Raw genomic sequence first — 16115 nt, forward strand, 5'->3', positions numbered from 1 at the left:
GATCAATCGTTGCTGCGTTGGATGCTCCAGGGACTAGGTTCCAAACGTTGCCATAGTCTTTGATAAATTTCATCGGGAACCGAGGTCCTCAGCGATCGCCCCAATCGATTTTTCTTCTGAGCGGCTGACAGGCAACTCGATTGAGGACAGATGTAAGCCGAACGTCCCATTCCCTGATCTAATTTTATCTGTCGCGATGGATGGATTCGCACAACCCTCCAAAATTCTTGTTTTGGAGCCACGCAGCGACAACTCAGACAACGTCGGTAATTGGGTTCCATAGGATGCGGACAACGATTTTCCTGTAGGCTCAAAGAGCTTGATCTTCACGGCAGAGCCTATTGCGGTGAACTAGGGCGGTGAGGAGGGTGTCTTGAGCGACGGTATATACCAGCTTCCATGACAATCTCTCCCCGTTCCCTATTGATCAAGTCAGGTGCAAAGATTCAACTCCCTTAAACAGTCTACTGCCTTGGGTTGATCCCCCTAAGATTAGGACAAAATATCTTCCTCTTCTCCTTTAGCAAATTCTTCCTCAGCTAGGGGTTGAGGATTTGTCACCTTTGACTTTAAATCGGCTGGTGAGAGAGTCTGTTCCTCTAGTTGCTCCTCCTCCTCCTCTTCATCGGCTAGTTCCGCTTCCGTCTCAGCTACCATGGCTTGTAACTCCTGCATTTTCAGGTGTTCGGCTTCGTGGTCGTACTTAGCAATATCTTTAATATCAATCTTCCAACCGGTGAGACGAGCAGCTAAGCGAACATTCTGCCCTTCTTTGCCAATGGCTAAACTGAGCTGGTCTTCAGTGACCAAAATGTGAGCTTGACGCCCTTCTGGATGCACCAATAATACTTCCTCCACTCTCGCTGGACTCAGAGCATTAGCAATATAGGTAGCGGGATCAGGCGACCAGCGAATGACATCTATTTTTTCGCCGCGCAATTCATTGACGACCACTTGAATGCGCGATCCCCTAGCACCGATACAAGCTCCCACGGGATCAACATCCCGCTCTAGGGTGTCCACAGCAATTTTAGTCCTAGGTCCGACATGACGTGAGGGCGGATTGGCTTCTCGTGCCACCGCCACAATCCGCACAACTTCATCTTCGATTTCTGGGACTTCATTGGCAAATAGATAGACAACTAAACCAGCCGAAGCTCGAGAAACCACAAGCTGAGGTCCACGGTGAGGACCTTCACGCACTTTTTTGAGAAAAACCTTAAAGGTACTGCCAATGCGATAGGTATCGTTGGGTAATTGTTCGCGCTTGGGCAGTTCGGCTTCTACTTCCGGCTGACCAAAGCCGCTGCTAATCGCCATGATCACCGATTGCCGCTCAAATCGTAGCACTCTGGCTTGGAGAACCGTTCCTTCTAACTCTTCAAACTCTTCTTGGATCAACTTGCGCTGTTGATCTCGTAGTTTTTGGGAGAGTACCTGCTTGGTTTGAATCGCTGCCATTCGACCAAAATCACGTTGATCTGGCGTAACATCCAGGACTACCGAGTCACCTAATTGTGCCTCTGATGCCACTTCTTGAACTTCTTTTAGGGAAATATGATGATCGGTGTTGCCAACTTCCTCAACAATGGTTTTGGTACAAAGAATGCGGAATCCTTCTTCTTCAATATCTAAATCGACTTCAAAGTTGTTAAAGTATTCATCATCAAAATGAGGTCGCTCCATGCGTTGCGCTCGACGATAGCGCTCGTAGCCTTTGATCAGTGCTTCTCTCAGTGCCTGTTGGACTGCCGATTTGGGTAAATTATGGCTTTGAGAGATCTCTTCGATCATCTTTTTTAATCCAGGCAGATTAACGATAGACATAGGCAAATCTCCATAAACTGTTTGTTTTGGGTCGTTAATAACCCATGACCAATGCTCAATGAGTAATTCCTAATGGTCTAAAGGGGTTTAACCCTGCTCATCGAACTGCACTTTAGTCACTTGATCGCGAGGAATGGCGATCGCCCGTCCTTTTCGGTTGAGATATACGCTGGTATCATCCCGGCGAATTAATTGCCCTCGCCATTCTTTATGTCCTTGATAAGGTTCAGCGGTGTTGACCACTACGGAAAATCCTTTAAAGGCGATGAAATCTCGGTCTGTCGTTAGCTCTTGCGAGATCCCAGGACTAGAAATTTCCAAAACATAGGCATCTGGAATAAGATTCACGGCATCTAGTTCTGCTTCTAAAGCCCGACTCATGCGTTCGCAGTCATCTACGCCCGTGTCGCCGTCGCGGCGGCGGATATCTATCCGAAGTACAGGTGGGCGTCTATTCGTGTGAAAAACCGCCCCAACGAACTCCAATCCCAATTTTTCGGCTACTGGGGTGGCCAAATCGATTAGTTGTGGAATCAGGGGATAAGTCATAGAAAAACTTCAACAAAAAAAGTGGGTTCAACCCACCTCCAGGTAAAATTTCTTCCAAGAAGCCTAGCGACGATTGACACAATCTCTACCCTGCTTGTGTACTTGGGAAAAGTTTTACAGCTCCGTTACATAAGACTTACCCAAAGTTACCCACAAGTGGACATCCCTGACGCTTACTTCCTGCTTCACCCTGGCGGTGACGGCACTCAACCAGTCCACAGGCTCTCCCCCACCTAACTGGCGGCTATTTTTTCACTTACCTAACCGTGGTTTTTGGCTGGATAGGTATACCAATAAAGTATACATACTCTTGGCTGACCCATTCTATCAGAACAAATATATACCCAATTTTGGGTAACAATGGATAAAAGTGTCCAGCTTTTTGGTTACAGCTACATGCCCCCAGACTCCGACATCAGGATAGAGTGACTTCCGTTGCTATGTTCGAGTTTAGCGCAATCTTAGCCTGTTGTGGGATCGGTTTACCACAGGCAAAGGGTCACGACGGTGGAGTTTTGATTGTTGAGTGTTGAGTTAATCCCCCTATCTCTCTCACCTCCCTCATCTCCCTCATTTGCTCAAAAACTACCGATGTTACTTTTGACGAATTGCCCGGGTTTGGTCAAGAATTTCCTCTAAGTCCTCTTGGGACAAACGCTTGACGTAATTGATTTTGACTTCCTCTAAGAAGGCGTTGAGCAAGTATTGAATTTCCTCTAAAGTTTTCTGGGTCTGAATTTGGGAACCATAAGCTTCGCCAATATGGCTAATCAATCGTTGCAGAATTTGATCCCCAACTGGATCATCTGCGATCGCGGCATCTAATCCACTGTAAACCGCTTGGGTAATTTGTTGCACCAGTCGCTCGATGAGCTGATTGCGGATTGTTTCTACACCCGGTATTCGCTCTAGTCCCTGATACGCTTGTGACTGGTTGATAATTTTATCCAAGTTATGGTGCAGCAACGCTTCCACATCGGGACGGATGGTGGGAAGAACCTGCTCAACAGTCATCTGTACCATTATCTTGGTCAGTGCTGCCACTTCGTCGGTTTCGTTGAGATCGATGTAGGGGCGAACCTCCCGTTGCTGTAGCAAATTCGCGATCTCTCCTTGGCGAATGGAATATTGGAGTTCGTTAATAATCTGAATTACCACGACTTGGGTCATGTCGCCAGCGATTTCAGCGACAAATCCTTGACGCACTTGTTTTTGAATCGCACTCAAATCAACTAACTTTGCCTGATCCAGCCGAATCGTCACCGGGATGATCCGCAGCCAGCGCCACAGGGGAATCAGCAGAAATATATCATACCAACGCCATAACATGGCATCCAGCCAACTAACCCCGGTGCGACGGCGACTGATCAACCAGGTACGTGCCAGAAATTCTGTTAAAAATAGAGCAAAAAACGGGAAATCAAGGAGTCCAAAATAATCGACAAAATCCCCAGTTTCTCCAATGGGACGGTAGTAGTTGGCGGCAATCAGGGGACGAATTTCCTCATTGAAAAATTGGAGTTCGTCATCGGGATCTTTAGCGGCTAAATTTTCTATACTCCAAAACTCTATAAATGCTTCTTTCGCTGAATCCTCTTCAGTGCGAATATGCTCTCGCATCTTGTTCTTGATTTTTTCTAGATCACCCGTTTTATCGGCAAGTTGGAAGGGGTTTGTCTCAATCATTTCTACGCTACGTTGGCGTAGATCTTCCAGAATTTGGGCAACTTCAGGAGATTTTAAGCTTCTCAGCTTACTGCTTAAGTTGGTTGCATCAATCTCCGCTTCTAATTCATTAACCTTGTCCAAATACTGCTCTGTGTCTCGGTAAGGTTGAATACCCTTTACTGGGTCATACCACTGTGTAATCGGAGGTAGGGGAACCTCTAAGGACAAACCGGGCAAACTAACCGGACCGATGTCAAAACTAAATAACTGGACTTTCCCATGTAGCCAAAAATCTCGTAGAGGCAGGTAGGTCAAGTCAAACAAGACTAAGAGGTAGTTGAGCGAAGCCAAAAGCGCCATCACTCGTTCAAACCAAAGGGCGCGATGGACTTTACGTTTGCTTTTGTTTGGAGTCAGTCTTTGTAGGGATGACATATTTTTTAAGGCTAAACCAGCACCAAGTTTTGACATAACTGCCTATAGCCAAACTTGGGCTGATCAGAAGGGATGCACGTTAAGTGCTGACTAGAAATATCAATCCTATGGGTGATAGGGTTTTCTGTCAAACGAGCTAACTCTTGGTTAGCTTGGCAGTTGGAAACCGCAGCTACACAAACGAAACCCGCCTACGCGGGTCTCCATATCCTTAATTTTTTCTTTCCTGTTAACTATGGAAAAACTCGTTAACTATGGAAAAACTCGACCTGGATGGGTCATGGGAGCGCTAGGACTATTGTAGATATCCCATTCCTCAATCCCCCGATCGCACAAAATAGTTTTGGCGTGCTGGATTTGCTCCTCTGTTCCATGAACCAGAACCAGATAATCCCCGTGAGAGAGGCGATGGCTATAGCGTTTGGCTTGCTCTTCGGGAACGCCTAAGTTAGCCAGTAGACCCACCAAACCACCCGCTGCTGCACCAATAGCACCTCCGCCTAATGCAGAAGCGATCACGGCGGCTTCGGTTCCGACAAATACCACCGGACCAACCCCAGGAACCGCTAAGGTGACTAACCCAACCAGCAATCCAGTCAATCCGCCCAAGACACCCCCAGCTACAGTCCCTGTGGCTGCATCTCTAGCTTTTTCATGACTCAACGGATCAGTTACTCTCACCCCAGCCACCTGATCGGGATGTTCGGCGTCTTTGGCAATAACCGAAACCTGGTTCATCTGAAATCCAGCCGATTTTAACTCATTGAGAGCATTTTTTAAATTTTGCTCGTAAGAAAAGACGCCAATCGCTCGCTGAGTTTGCTTTCCGGGTGCTGTTGACGGGGGAGACGGGGTTACACCTGTCGGCGTTGCACCCAAGGGTTCGCCAAAGGGTCCTGTGTACGCGGCGCCTAGGGGTGTAGGATATCCAACCTGAGCAGCAGTCGTTGGGTGAGTATAGGTGGAAGGTGGGGTATTCACCGTCGGACGCTCATAACTTCTCCACTCTTGAATTCCTCGAGGTTTCAGGATAGAAGCCGCACGGGTGATCTGATCGGGTGTGCCATCAACTAGGATTAAATAATGTCCTTTTTCTAAGCGATCTTGATAAACTTTAGCTTCGGCTTCCGGAACTTCCAATCCAATTAGCGCCCCAAATAAGCCTCCAGCAGCACTACCAACAGCCCCACCCAGAAGTGTATTGCCAATGACCGACGCCGCTGCACCCCCGACTAAAATGGGTCCTACTCCCGGAAGCGCGATCGCACCTAAAGTACCAATTAAACCTACGATACCTCCTGTAACTCCCCCCGCAACCGCACCAGCCGCAGCACCTTCACCCGCTTCATTTTCGGTATCATCTTGCACATCCACTCCGGCAATTTGCTCCTCATTCCGGGCAATGACTGATACTTGGTTCATGGGAAAATCAGCATCCCTCAGATGCTCTAGAGCATTTTCAGCAGCTTGTCGGCTGGGAAAGACACCCACACCTCGCTGATATTGACCTAATGTCATAGTATCTGCCTCCATCTATCTATAGGTTTTCACCCTGATACCCCTATTTCTACATTTCTGTTGCAGATATTCATCAATCGTGCGAGATAACCCACATCAGCAACTTGTCCATCTGTAGGAAGAAAGAATTGTCTGAATTATGAAGAAATTATGAATTATGAAGGATGGGGTAGTCGAGGCGGGTTTAATCAAATTTGGGTAAGGCAAGAAACGATAGTAGTAAAACCCGCCCCTACACAACCCTGATAACTCCATCTGATTCCTATCGTCTGTGCCCTGAACAAAGGACGAATGACGAATAACAAAGGACAATCCACGGAAATTGCGACTCATGGGTTCGGTTCTACGACCCCAGAGAGATGATGAGTGCCAGTATCCTCATAGATAGACAAGTAGAACTGGTTGTTCATGGGGATAGATAGCGGTGCAAAAGTGGTTGTTACCAAACATCAGTGAAGTTTTAGCTCAGAATACGCAGACTGGAGTCAACAATCCGGTCGAATCTCAGGTTGAACCTGCGAAGGTTGTCATGGATAAAGGACAGCGCAGTGAGACCAGTCGCCGGATGAGACAACAGACGCGATCGCAACGAGAATGGCAGAGTGCGATCGCGTCTCTGGAACAGTTACTCTTACAACTCCTTTGCCAACGGGATCAAGCCGACAATTCAACCTCCCTAAACGGGTTAGTTTTAGCTGGTCCTGCACCCGTTTTAAGTCACTCAGATCTCCTTTCCCATTTCCAAACTGGGGTGTTTACCACTGAAACCCTAAACCCCTGGAGTTTTATGCCCTTTCAATTGCCTCCAGCTCAACCGGAAAGGACTCAAGGTACGGTTAATACCACATATCAACTCCGGTTGTTTCCGGCTGACTCGTTGAGCACAGAGCAGTTTTGTTTGGTCTTTACCCGTGGCTTTAGTTTAGTCATGGCGGCGGGAGAAGACCAAAATGGTGTACCTGGATTTCGCTTCTCCTTTGATCCCAAGGATGTGCAAAAAGCTTGGGCGTCTCTCTATCCTCGGTTGTTATTAGCCAATCCCCATCAACTGAGTTATTTAAATACATTAGTTAAGCAGTTTGCCCCCCAGCTCCCGGATTATCAGATTGTCATGGAATTTGGGCGCCAGTTGCTACAAAATATGCCCGAATCTTCCCCGGAAATTAAGAATGAAACCATAGCTGTAACTCCGAGTAATTCAGTCACTCAATTATCTAAAGACCCTTCTTACAGTGAGACAATTGAAGACCGGGATTGGCAACCCTTAGCTAAATCAGAAACCCGTGTCAATCATCGAGTATCCCAGCTCCGCGAAGCCACCCCAGACATTGAACTTCTGCAAGCTTTAACCCATGAAGTCCGCACACCGCTGACGACGATTCGCACGTTAACAAAATTATTATTAAAACGTCGAGATTTAGCGCCAGAAGTTATTCGGCGCCTGGAAATTATAGATCATGAATGTACAGAACAGATTAACCGGATGGAGTTAATTTTTAAAGCCGTTGAATTAGAAACAAAAGCGGTTAAAGAAGCCCCTGTTAATCTCACATCAATGTCGTTGGCTCAAATTTTCCAGAACAGTATTCCCCACTGGCAAAAGCAGGCACAAAGGCGTAATGTTAGCTTAGATGTCGTATTGCCGCAAAATCTTCCCACAGTAGTGAGTAATCCGTCAATGTTGGATCAAGTATTGACGGGTTTAGTGGAGAATTTTACCCGCACCTTACCTGCAGGTGGTCATATTCAGGTGCAGGTAACACCCGCCGGAGACCAGTTAAAATTGCAATTCCAGTCTCAACCTGACCCAGAAAATTTGGGGAATGCTGATGCGTTGGGACAGTCAACCTGCCAGACGTTAAAATCAATTGGTCAGTTACTAATGTTTCAGCCAGAAACAGGCAGTTTAAGTTTGAATCTGAACGTGACCAAGCACATGTTCCAAGCATTAGGAGGTAAATTAATTGTGCGTCAGCGACCCCAAGCGGGAGAAGTGATGACGATATTTTTGCCCTTGGAAGTTGGGAATAATAGCACAAATCAAGGCGGAATATTAGTATAGTTTCGGGGTTCATCCCATTTGGGTTAAGTCAGCAATGCCTAATGTAGATAGATGCTCTGGAAACACTTTCAAAGGTTAAATATCTTGGGGGTATTCCTTCCATAATGAAGTCGTGATATTTAGACTTCGATAATCGCCATCTCCCAAAATCAAGTGATCAACTAAAGGCAGATCGATTAGCTGCGCCCCCTGCAAAAGCTGTTTGGTCAGAAAAATGTCTTGCTCAGAGGGTTCAACACTACCTGTTGGGTGATTGTGCGCCACAATAAACCGTGTCGCTCCATGGCGCAAGACGGCTTGTAAAATTTCACGGGGACAGGCTAATGTCTGTGTTGCTGTACCAATCGAGATGAGTTTAATCCCCAATAAGTGATTTTTCACATCCAACAGTAACACGGCAAAACGCTCCTGAGTTTGCCACATTAACTCGTGACTCAAAGCCGCCGCTGCCGCTGTGGGACTGTCAATTATTGTGCCTTCTGTCGGGCGAGACTGAAAGGCTCGTTTTCCCAGTTCAATGGCGGCTAGAATGGTGGCAGCTTTAGCGGGTCCGACGCCATGGATACGCATTAACTCGTGGGCTGAGATATCTCGCAATACTGCCATGGGATCGCGCTCATCTTGACTCAATTGCTGCAAAATATATTGTCCTAAACCTACTGCTGAAAGCTTACCTTTTCCCTGACCTGTGGCAAGCAAAATGGCAATTAGTTCCGCCGTCGCCAAATTTTTGGCACCAATCGCCATTAATCGTTCGCGTGGACGTTCGCTAGCAGGAATATCCGCAATTCTCAGGCTATAGGTCATAACGCTACCCCATCATTCCGGGACAAGCCGGTCATTATCAGGTTTGGTTGAATACTTACACTTTGGTACTCTTTAAGGCAGATGGCAGAATGCTCTAGGGCGGAAGGTAAGGAGTAAGGTGGCAAGGTAAAAGTCAAGAATCACTGTCTAGACGGATATGATATCATGGCTGCAATTGAATTGCTATATTAATAGAGTTTTGGACTCAAATTTGTAAAGTTAGGTGATTGAGGATTGGGGATTGGGGAAGAGGAGATGTGACTTTTGAGCCGCCATTAATTGTAGTCTTTTCACCGCTAACTGTGGTAACTGAATCGAGGCTCTAACGGTGATGTAGATTGTTCAGGAGTTTTATATCAACATATCGGCTATCTCCAGCATCTCCGGCGAGAACGGTAAAGGGTTGATCAGGTTCTCCGAGATGATTTAACACGAGTACCGCTTGGGCAAAATCTTGGTCTTTTGTATAGTTGTTGAGTGTAATCATCGTGGTGATACCCGCTTGCGTCGCCGCAATTAAACCCTGATCAGAGTCTTCTATCGCTAAACAATCTTGGGGTAGCAAATCCATTTGCCGCAGTACATAGTTGTAAATATCTGGGGCGGGTTTTTTCGCCGGGACGATATCACCCGCCGCGATCAGGTTAAACCACGCCGGACTCTCCTCCCCTAGGGTATGCTGCAAAAGGGTGGTTACATTAGTAGGGGCGGTAGTGGTGGCGAGCGCTAACCGAATTCCTTGCGATCGCGCCGCTTTAATCAATCGTTGCACACCGGGACGCAGGGGAATCGCCCCCGTGGCGATAAGTTGCTGATAATGGTGAGTTTTCGCCCGGTGCAGATTCGCAATGAACTCGTCGAAATTGGCGGGAGGTGGGAAATCAGGGCGGTATTGGTTCAAATAAAAGCGGATACGTTCTTTCCCGCCAGCAACTGCTAGTAATTCACTATAGAGGGAAACAGACCAATCCCAATCAAATCCAGCTTCAGCAAAGGCGCGGTTAAATGCTATACGGTGTCCGTCTTGTTCTGTATTCGCTAATGTCCCATCTACGTCAAAGATTAATGCTCGAAGTTTGGTCATTGGTCATTGGTCACTGGTCTTATGTCAGCAACTATACCGACATAAGACGGAAACACGCAAGCGGCTTCTGGAAGTGAACAAAACCTTTCTTTGAGAAAAGAGTCGGACAAACAATGTAAAATCCCCCAACTTTTAAGCGGGGGAGCCGCTTATCCGATCAAGGGACAACTAAGCGTTTTTCGTAACCAGACCGTAGATGAACAAGACGACCATCGCGCCTACAATTGCCACTAGGAAACCCCACCAGGTAAAGCCTGTAAAACCGACTCCAAAGAGTAAGTTACCAATCCAGCCTCCAACTAAAGCCCCAACGATTCCCAGTACTATGGTAGCGAGGATACCACCGCCTTGGTGTCCTGGATAAATTGCCTTCGCGATCGCACCAGCGATAATTCCTAAAACAATCCAGGCTAAAATTCCCCTAGTAATGTCCTCCTAAATTTAATGATTTAATAATTAATCACTCAGAATTTACTAGACATTCTTTTAAGATCATCAACAAACGTATGGAAAGTTATCTATCCTAAGAAAGAAGGTTTATAAGCTATTTACATTAATTAAATAAATGAGAGATTATTTTCCTACTGGCATGGCACAGCTAAAATTGGGGAATAGATATTACGGTTAAATTGGGCGCACAGGGCTTGCTCCCCTACAGTTTCCGGGTTTGGGGCTAATCCCTCTAATTAGGTGTGCTACGCCACTACATACGTCTTGCAAGCTTGCTACCCCCGCTTCCTGAATTTGACCGACTCAACACTAATCAGATTTAATAGGGGACAAGAATTAAGGTCAATCAGGCAACTTAAAATGATTCTTCGGCAACTGATAGCATTCCTAGTCGCGATCACTCTATTCGTTCATCCTCTATCTGCCCAAGCAGCTGACTATCCGCCTCCCTTATCCTACAGTCACGCCCAACTCACAGGCAAAGACTTTTCCGGTCAAAATTTACAGAGGGCTGAATTTGCCAATGCCAATTTACAGTTAAGTAATTTTGCCTATGCTGACTTGCGAGGTGCTATTTTTAGTGGGTCAGTGATGACTAATGCTAATTTGCACAGTGTGGATTTAAGCTATGGCATGTTAGATCAGGCAGATTTAACGGGAGCAGATTTAAGTGATGTGATTTTAGTCGAAACTCTCTTACTGGGATCAGTGTTTGATAATACATTAATCACGGGGGCTGACTTCACCGATGCCCTCCTAGATGGCGCACAACTGCAACAATTATGTCAGCAAGCTTCAGGGATTAATTCTAAAACTGGCGTAGCCACAAGGGATTCTCTCGGTTGTTCTTAATTGTCTAATGGACGGGGACGGGTAAGGAATTGGGGGATTTTTTCAGAAGATTAAATGCACTCAATTATCTGGCTGTTTTATTCATCAGCAAACTACCGGGTTAATTGCCAGGTGAAGTTGCCATGAAGGATGAATAATTTATCGGCTAAATCGGCTCATCCAAATCCGGTTCGACGCCCAGTCGCCGCAACTGTTGTGTCAATCGCTCAACTCGTCGCCGTTCCCGTTCCTCAGGAGCCACAATCCAGTCACCATTTACATCATACCAGCGCAACCAGACGCGATCGCTCTCCCGATAATGTCGGTAAGACGTCTTTGGGAGAACGAGGCGGATTAGTTTGATACATAAGTGTCTCGCTGAGTAATATGAGTTAAAGTTATCCAACCCAAGGCTTGGTAAACGTCACCTTGTGACAGGGGATAGTGGTTTTGAATAAGTACTGTTTCAGTAGAGTTGTGTTTTGTCAGGCTCCAGCGCTAAAGACTTTTTGGGCTGTCAAGTTCAATTCTGGGAACGTTGGAGAATCGATGCGGTCATCTCCCCTGAACTGACTAACCTGGTACTCATCCTCAACAAGTTGATGTTTGGTGCTGGGGCATCAGCCGGGATGATATACTCATGCGAAATCGAGCAAGCTAAATAAGGTGATTTCTCTGAAATCACCCAATCTTTGCGCTCTTTCAGTTCATAGTTATAAACCCGACGACACTGTTATAGCCAATCTTCAAAGATGGCTATCTCTGTGCGATTTGCCTTTAATTTAAAATCGTAAATTAAGTTAAACACTTGCTCGAACCCTTGCAATGTTATTGATAGTCTATCACATTTAAACTTATCAACAAACAACATGAAAACAAATTTCCTCACAAAGTGTGATTCATGCCCCACTATCCTTTCAGGTATAGTAGAAGTATTCTCGCCGGATTAGGATAAATCCCCGTTCTAAGGATAAAAATTCATGCCAGCCCGCTCTTTTACTTCCACCTTGAGGAAACTAACCGCCTGCTTAAGTCTTGCCAGTCTGGGTACCGCGATCGCATTACCCGCCAACAGCGTCACCGAATCCCCTCGCCTCTTGAAGGCAGAACCCGGACTCCACCTGATTGCTCAACGAGGCGTAAACAATATAGCTGATGAACTCGAAACCGCCAACGACGCTTTCTCCACCCTAACGGCTGCGATCAAAACCGCCGGACTCACCTCAGCACTGGCGGGGAGGGGACCAATTACCATTTTTGCCCCCACAGATGAAGCCTTTGCTGCTTTACCAGAGGGAACTGTTGCAACTTTACTCCGACCCGAAAACCGCTCTCGATTAACTGAAATCCTCACGTATCACGTTGTTCCCGGTAACATTAACACCTTTGGCTTAACCCCCGGTTCGACCTTACGGTTAACCACCCTAGCGGGTAAACCCTTAACCATAAGAGTCAGCGATGCTAGCGAAGTTTTTGTCAATGGTATCCCCGTGGTTCTGGCAGATATTCCTGCATCTAACGGCATGATTCATGGGATTAGTGCAGTTCTATTGCCCTAAGGATTGGGGATTGGGGATTGGAAAACAGGTGATTGGGGAAGTTTAGAGGAAAGTAGGGGCGGGTTTAGGGCATTCGCCCAAGCTATTGATGATAACTTTTGTTCAAAACCCGCCCTGACCGAGTTTTGAGTTAACTCCCTATCTCTCCCATCTCCCCTATGTCCCCTATCTCACTCATGTGAAGTACCCCAACTTGCTTCGCTCTTATTTGGGGCTTCCAACTAGTAAGCAAGGACGGTCTTATTCGTCTTGGTTTACGCCACGCTTACGCGAACGGGATTTCCCGTTTCATCCGCCTTTGAAAACCTTCGTTTATTCGGTTTTTTGCTTACATCCCCTCCCTGTTTTCACGGAGGAAGGGGATTTACGCGAAACAAGTTAAAGCAACTGACTTAACCAAGGACTCACTTCCACAGACAAAAGTTGACCAAGCTGAAGCAACTGGCGCAGTCGGATAATCGTCCAAGGATTTGTCGCCGTAAGCTGCGCCTGATGCCCATTCTTGTGGTCACTCAGGCGTTGGGCTTGAATTGCCAGTTCACATTGCGGCACGATTGAGGTGTGTAAACAGTTGAAATAGAGTTCCTGACAACGGTCTAAAGATAAACCGAGGTTCAGCCGATTGCCAATCTCAATCAGCCGATCAATCTGACGGATATCCTCGGCGAGGGTATCGGGATCACCCTCATGCAAAAGTTGCCACAGCACTCGCCAAATTAATCTCTCCAGAGTTAGCTTGGCTTCTGGGATATTCAGGTGACACCGTAAATGCCCCGCTTCTGTGGCGATTGCTTCCAGTTCAGCTATCTGAGCATTGATAGCTTGGGGATCGCTCACCTCTATGTCTAGGGCTTTAATCGCAATCAGGCAACGGTTGGACAAAGCAATTTCTGCTGCCACTTGCAATTCTTTCGGTACGGGCAATTCATCCCGATGGAATGCCATCAACACGCCGTAATTATCCCGGTACATCTGGTTATAAAGCTGATCTAGTCGTGTCAGGGTTTCCTGACTAATTAGCTGCATAATCCGTTGTCGCTCTTCAGCAAACAGATTTTGTAAACTAAACGACTGCTCACCAAACATCTGATTCATTGCCAGAATCGTATGGGCAGCACTGGCTTGCTTGAGCGCCTCAAATATCTTGTCCCTCAACTGGGTATATACCCGACGCCCGGTAAAGGGTTGAATACAGCAGTGGAAGTCCCAGCCCCCGATATGGAGAACAGCAAAGACTAATTCTATATTTTCCCAAGTAATCTCAGACACCAGTCGCAATTGACCCACTGCCAACGTCAGTGAACCCATACGTTGGAGTTGATAGTCAAGCTGATGCGCTTGGTAGCAGTAGATCCGTTCTTGTTGGGCATAGTTGGTAAATAAGGAACTAATCGCGTAATGAGCAGCAACTTGTTTAAAGGTAATTTGCGCCGACACCACCAGTTGCCGATAGACCTCATTTCCGGTTTTAAAGCAGTCTATATTACTCGGTGCGAGGTAAAGGCGTTCCAAGAAACCTAGCTCAAGCTGGATACCAGCCACTTCCCCAGCTAACTCCAACGCCCGTGCTGCATAGCGTAAAATCTGTACCCCTTCTGGACGGGATATTTCCTCAAAGAACCAGCCGCAGCTAGTGTACATGAGCATGGCGTGGCGTTGCATTTCCAATAGCCGTAGGGCGTCGATTTGTTCCGTGGGAGAGAGGGGCGCAACGCTGTGACGGTTGAGAAATTGCTTCACATTTTCCATAGAGCGATCGCGAAGCACTTGGATATACTCATCCCGCGCCGCCCAAGGATCACGGAAAAACTGACGACCCCTCTCGTCATACACCGGAACCAACTGATCCCGCAGCCAGTTCAGGCTTTCTCGCAGGGGACGCCGCCATTTCTGATGCCAACCACCGCCGCCACCACAGCCGCAGTCCTCTTGCCAACGGTTGACGCCATGGGAACAACTCCAAGCGGTTACGGGTTTGAGAATAACTTCCCAAGTCGGCGGACTGATGCTGAGGTAATGGGCATAGTTGGTCACCGTCCAGTTACGGTGGGGAAAGACTTGAGTAAAGGCATGGGCGATACACATTTCTGTGTGGCGTTTGTGATGTCCGAAGGTTTCCCCATCGGTTGCCACACTGATAATCTGGGAGGGACGGTGATCCCCATGAATCGCGATCCCTAGACGACCGGCGAAATGTTCGGAACTACTAAGAACATCGCTAAACCCCATATCCCGTGAGATGGGACCGTCGTAGAAAAAGATGTCGATAAATTCACCGCTTTCGAGGAAACAACGGTAAGGGCGGCTGGGATCAATCTGACCTCCACCCACTTCATGCCAATCCGGATCAGGATTGTCTTCTGTCGGTAGAAGGCGACAGCGTTCGGCTTGGGACGGTGCAAGAATGATAAACTTAATCCCTTCTGCCACTATAGCTTCCAGGGTGGGGTAATCAACCGCCGTTTCCGCCAGCCACATTCCTTCGGGATCACGACCAAAGCGAGAGCGGAAATCTTCCATTCCCCAACGAATCTGGGTGTATTTATCCCGTTCATTGGCGAGGGGAAGAATGATATGGTTATAGACTTGCGCGATCGCATTGCCATGACCGTTAAGCCGTTGACAACTCTTGCGATCTGCTTCCAGTATCCGCTCATAAACTTCCATGTCGTAGCGTTCCAACCACGACATCAGCGTCGGGCCAATGTTAAAGCTGAGATATTCATAGGTATTAACGATCTCCACCACTTCGCCGTAACCATTTAACACCCGTGCAAAGGCATTGGGGCGATAGCATTCGTGGTGAATTCGTTCATTCCAGTTGTGAAACGGTGCCGCCGAGGGCTGACGTTCAATGGTATCCAGATAAGGATTTTCACGAGGGGGTTGATAAAAATGCCCGTGAACAGTTATGTAGACGCCCCTAGCTGTCTGCAGGGGATCGTATGCAATCTCAGCCTCCTCGGATAAGGTCGCGATGGGACTGATTGCCGCAGCTTGTGAAGCTGAAAGTTCAGCAGCAGAAGTCATTGAAATCACCAAATTCCACAGAAAACGAGTCAGACCGGTTCCCCTACTCTACTAATTTTCGCTCTTGAGTAGGGATGAGTTGAAAGATTAGCTAAACGAATTTTGGGTTGAAAGCTAGCCATTTCAGTAGGGAACGCCAGCCCAGTAGAGACAAAATCATAAAAACTCTTCCGTTGCGGGAAACTCCGTGTCTTCAGACCGGAGAGGAACGCGCGGTAGCGGTTTAAGAAGCATACCCCCTTTCGGGGTGGAGGGGTATGGTTGCCCCTCCTATTGTCTCCCATTTCTGGGGTAA

At 47.2% G+C, this 16115-nt stretch carries 13 protein-coding genes and 1 pseudogene; 4 read left to right on the plus strand and 10 right to left on the minus strand.

Translation table 11 applies throughout. The features are described from left to right. Nucleotides 1-2 precede the first annotated feature (2 nt). The 5 genes from RID09_RS01335 to RID09_RS01355 form a co-directional block, all read right to left on the minus strand. Nucleotides 3-281 (minus strand): YlxR family protein, encoded by a 279-nt coding sequence (locus RID09_RS01335; protein ID WP_446334154.1) that lies wholly within the window; start codon nt 279-281, stop codon nt 3-5. 211 nt (nt 282-492) lie between these two features. After that, nucleotides 493-1827: a transcription termination factor NusA gene (nusA, locus tag RID09_RS01340; RefSeq protein WP_446334155.1), complete on the minus strand. Its 1335-nt coding sequence runs from the start codon at nt 1825-1827 to the stop codon at nt 493-495. A gap of 87 nt (nt 1828-1914) precedes the next feature. Further along, on the minus strand, nt 1915-2376 hold the full coding sequence (rimP, locus tag RID09_RS01345; protein ID WP_446334156.1) for a ribosome maturation factor RimP: 462 nt from the start codon (nt 2374-2376) through the stop codon (nt 1915-1917). A 594-nt stretch (nt 2377-2970) separates the two neighbouring features. Next, nucleotides 2971-4515: a hypothetical protein gene (locus RID09_RS01350; RefSeq protein WP_446334157.1), complete on the minus strand. Its 1545-nt coding sequence runs from the start codon at nt 4513-4515 to the stop codon at nt 2971-2973. A gap of 216 nt (nt 4516-4731) precedes the next feature. Further along, nucleotides 4732-5997 (minus strand): general stress protein, encoded by a 1266-nt coding sequence (locus RID09_RS01355; protein WP_446334158.1) that lies wholly within the window; start codon nt 5995-5997, stop codon nt 4732-4734. Between the two features lie 424 nt (nt 5998-6421). On the opposite strand from RID09_RS01355, the gene RID09_RS01360 reads away from it, so the two are divergent. After that, a complete protein-coding gene (locus RID09_RS01360; RefSeq protein WP_446334159.1) occupies nt 6422-8059 on the plus strand; it encodes a sensor histidine kinase in 1638 nt (545 codons plus the stop codon). A gap of 75 nt (nt 8060-8134) precedes the next feature. Here RID09_RS01360 and radC read toward each other — a convergent pair whose 3' ends face one another. The 3 genes from radC to RID09_RS01375 form a co-directional block, all read right to left on the minus strand. Next, the gene (gene radC, locus RID09_RS01365; RefSeq protein ID WP_446334160.1) at nt 8135-8866 is read right to left on the minus strand and encodes a RadC family protein; all 732 of its coding nucleotides are present in this window, start codon (nt 8864-8866) and stop codon (nt 8135-8137) included. 322 nt (nt 8867-9188) lie between these two features. Continuing rightward, nucleotides 9189-9950: an HAD family hydrolase gene (locus RID09_RS01370; protein WP_446334161.1), complete on the minus strand. Its 762-nt coding sequence runs from the start codon at nt 9948-9950 to the stop codon at nt 9189-9191. Between the two features lie 168 nt (nt 9951-10118). Further along, nucleotides 10119-10379 (minus strand): GlsB/YeaQ/YmgE family stress response membrane protein, encoded by a 261-nt coding sequence (locus RID09_RS01375; RefSeq protein WP_446334166.1) that lies wholly within the window; start codon nt 10377-10379, stop codon nt 10119-10121. Between the two features lie 381 nt (nt 10380-10760). On the opposite strand from RID09_RS01375, the gene RID09_RS01380 reads away from it, so the two are divergent. Beyond that, on the plus strand, nt 10761-11252 hold the full coding sequence (locus RID09_RS01380) for a pentapeptide repeat-containing protein (protein ID WP_446334162.1): 492 nt from the start codon (nt 10761-10763) through the stop codon (nt 11250-11252). 129 nt (nt 11253-11381) lie between these two features. Next, complete coding sequence (locus tag RID09_RS01385; protein ID WP_446334163.1) at nt 11382-11594, plus strand: hypothetical protein; 213 nt, start codon at nt 11382-11384, stop codon at nt 11592-11594. A 122-nt stretch (nt 11595-11716) separates the two neighbouring features. Here the strand turns inward: RID09_RS01385 and RID09_RS01390 are convergent. Further along, a pseudogene (locus RID09_RS01390) lies at nt 11717-11836 on the minus strand (Uma2 family endonuclease); the annotation flags it as partial. A 375-nt stretch (nt 11837-12211) separates the two neighbouring features. Here RID09_RS01390 and RID09_RS01395 point away from each other — a divergent pair. Continuing rightward, nucleotides 12212-12790: a fasciclin domain-containing protein gene (locus RID09_RS01395; RefSeq protein ID WP_446334164.1), complete on the plus strand. Its 579-nt coding sequence runs from the start codon at nt 12212-12214 to the stop codon at nt 12788-12790. Nucleotides 12791-13168: 378 nt separating this feature from the next. Here RID09_RS01395 and RID09_RS01400 read toward each other — a convergent pair whose 3' ends face one another. After that, on the minus strand, nt 13169-15820 hold the full coding sequence (locus RID09_RS01400; RefSeq protein ID WP_446334165.1) for a DUF3536 domain-containing protein: 2652 nt from the start codon (nt 15818-15820) through the stop codon (nt 13169-13171). Nucleotides 15821-16115 lie beyond the last annotated feature (295 nt).

Origin of the sequence: Coleofasciculus sp. G1-WW12-02, from assembly GCF_040219735.1 — a bacterium.
GTDB lineage: Bacteria > Cyanobacteriota > Cyanobacteriia > Cyanobacteriales > Coleofasciculaceae > Coleofasciculus.

Coding starts and splice junctions, on each gene's coding strand:
- rimP (WP_446334156.1), bottom strand. CDS start 2,376: ATGACTTATCCCCTGATTCCACAACTAATCGATTTGGCCACCCCAGTA.
- RID09_RS01400 (WP_446334165.1), bottom strand. CDS start 15,820: ATGACTTCTGCTGCTGAACTTTCAGCTTCACAAGCTGCGGCAATCAGT.
- radC (WP_446334160.1), bottom strand. CDS start 8,866: ATGACCTATAGCCTGAGAATTGCGGATATTCCTGCTAGCGAACGTCCA.
- RID09_RS01335 (WP_446334154.1), bottom strand. CDS start 281: ATGGAACCCAATTACCGACGTTGTCTGAGTTGTCGCTGCGTGGCTCCA.
- RID09_RS01385 (WP_446334163.1), top strand. CDS start 11,382: ATGAATAATTTATCGGCTAAATCGGCTCATCCAAATCCGGTTCGACGC.
- RID09_RS01350 (WP_446334157.1), bottom strand. CDS start 4,515: ATGTCAAAACTTGGTGCTGGTTTAGCCTTAAAAAATATGTCATCCCTA.
- RID09_RS01355 (WP_446334158.1), bottom strand. CDS start 5,997: ATGACATTAGGTCAATATCAGCGAGGTGTGGGTGTCTTTCCCAGCCGA.
- RID09_RS01380 (WP_446334162.1), top strand. CDS start 10,761: ATGATTCTTCGGCAACTGATAGCATTCCTAGTCGCGATCACTCTATTC.
- RID09_RS01395 (WP_446334164.1), top strand. CDS start 12,212: ATGCCAGCCCGCTCTTTTACTTCCACCTTGAGGAAACTAACCGCCTGC.
- RID09_RS01370 (WP_446334161.1), bottom strand. CDS start 9,950: ATGACCAAACTTCGAGCATTAATCTTTGACGTAGATGGGACATTAGCG.
- nusA (WP_446334155.1), bottom strand. CDS start 1,827: ATGTCTATCGTTAATCTGCCTGGATTAAAAAAGATGATCGAAGAGATC.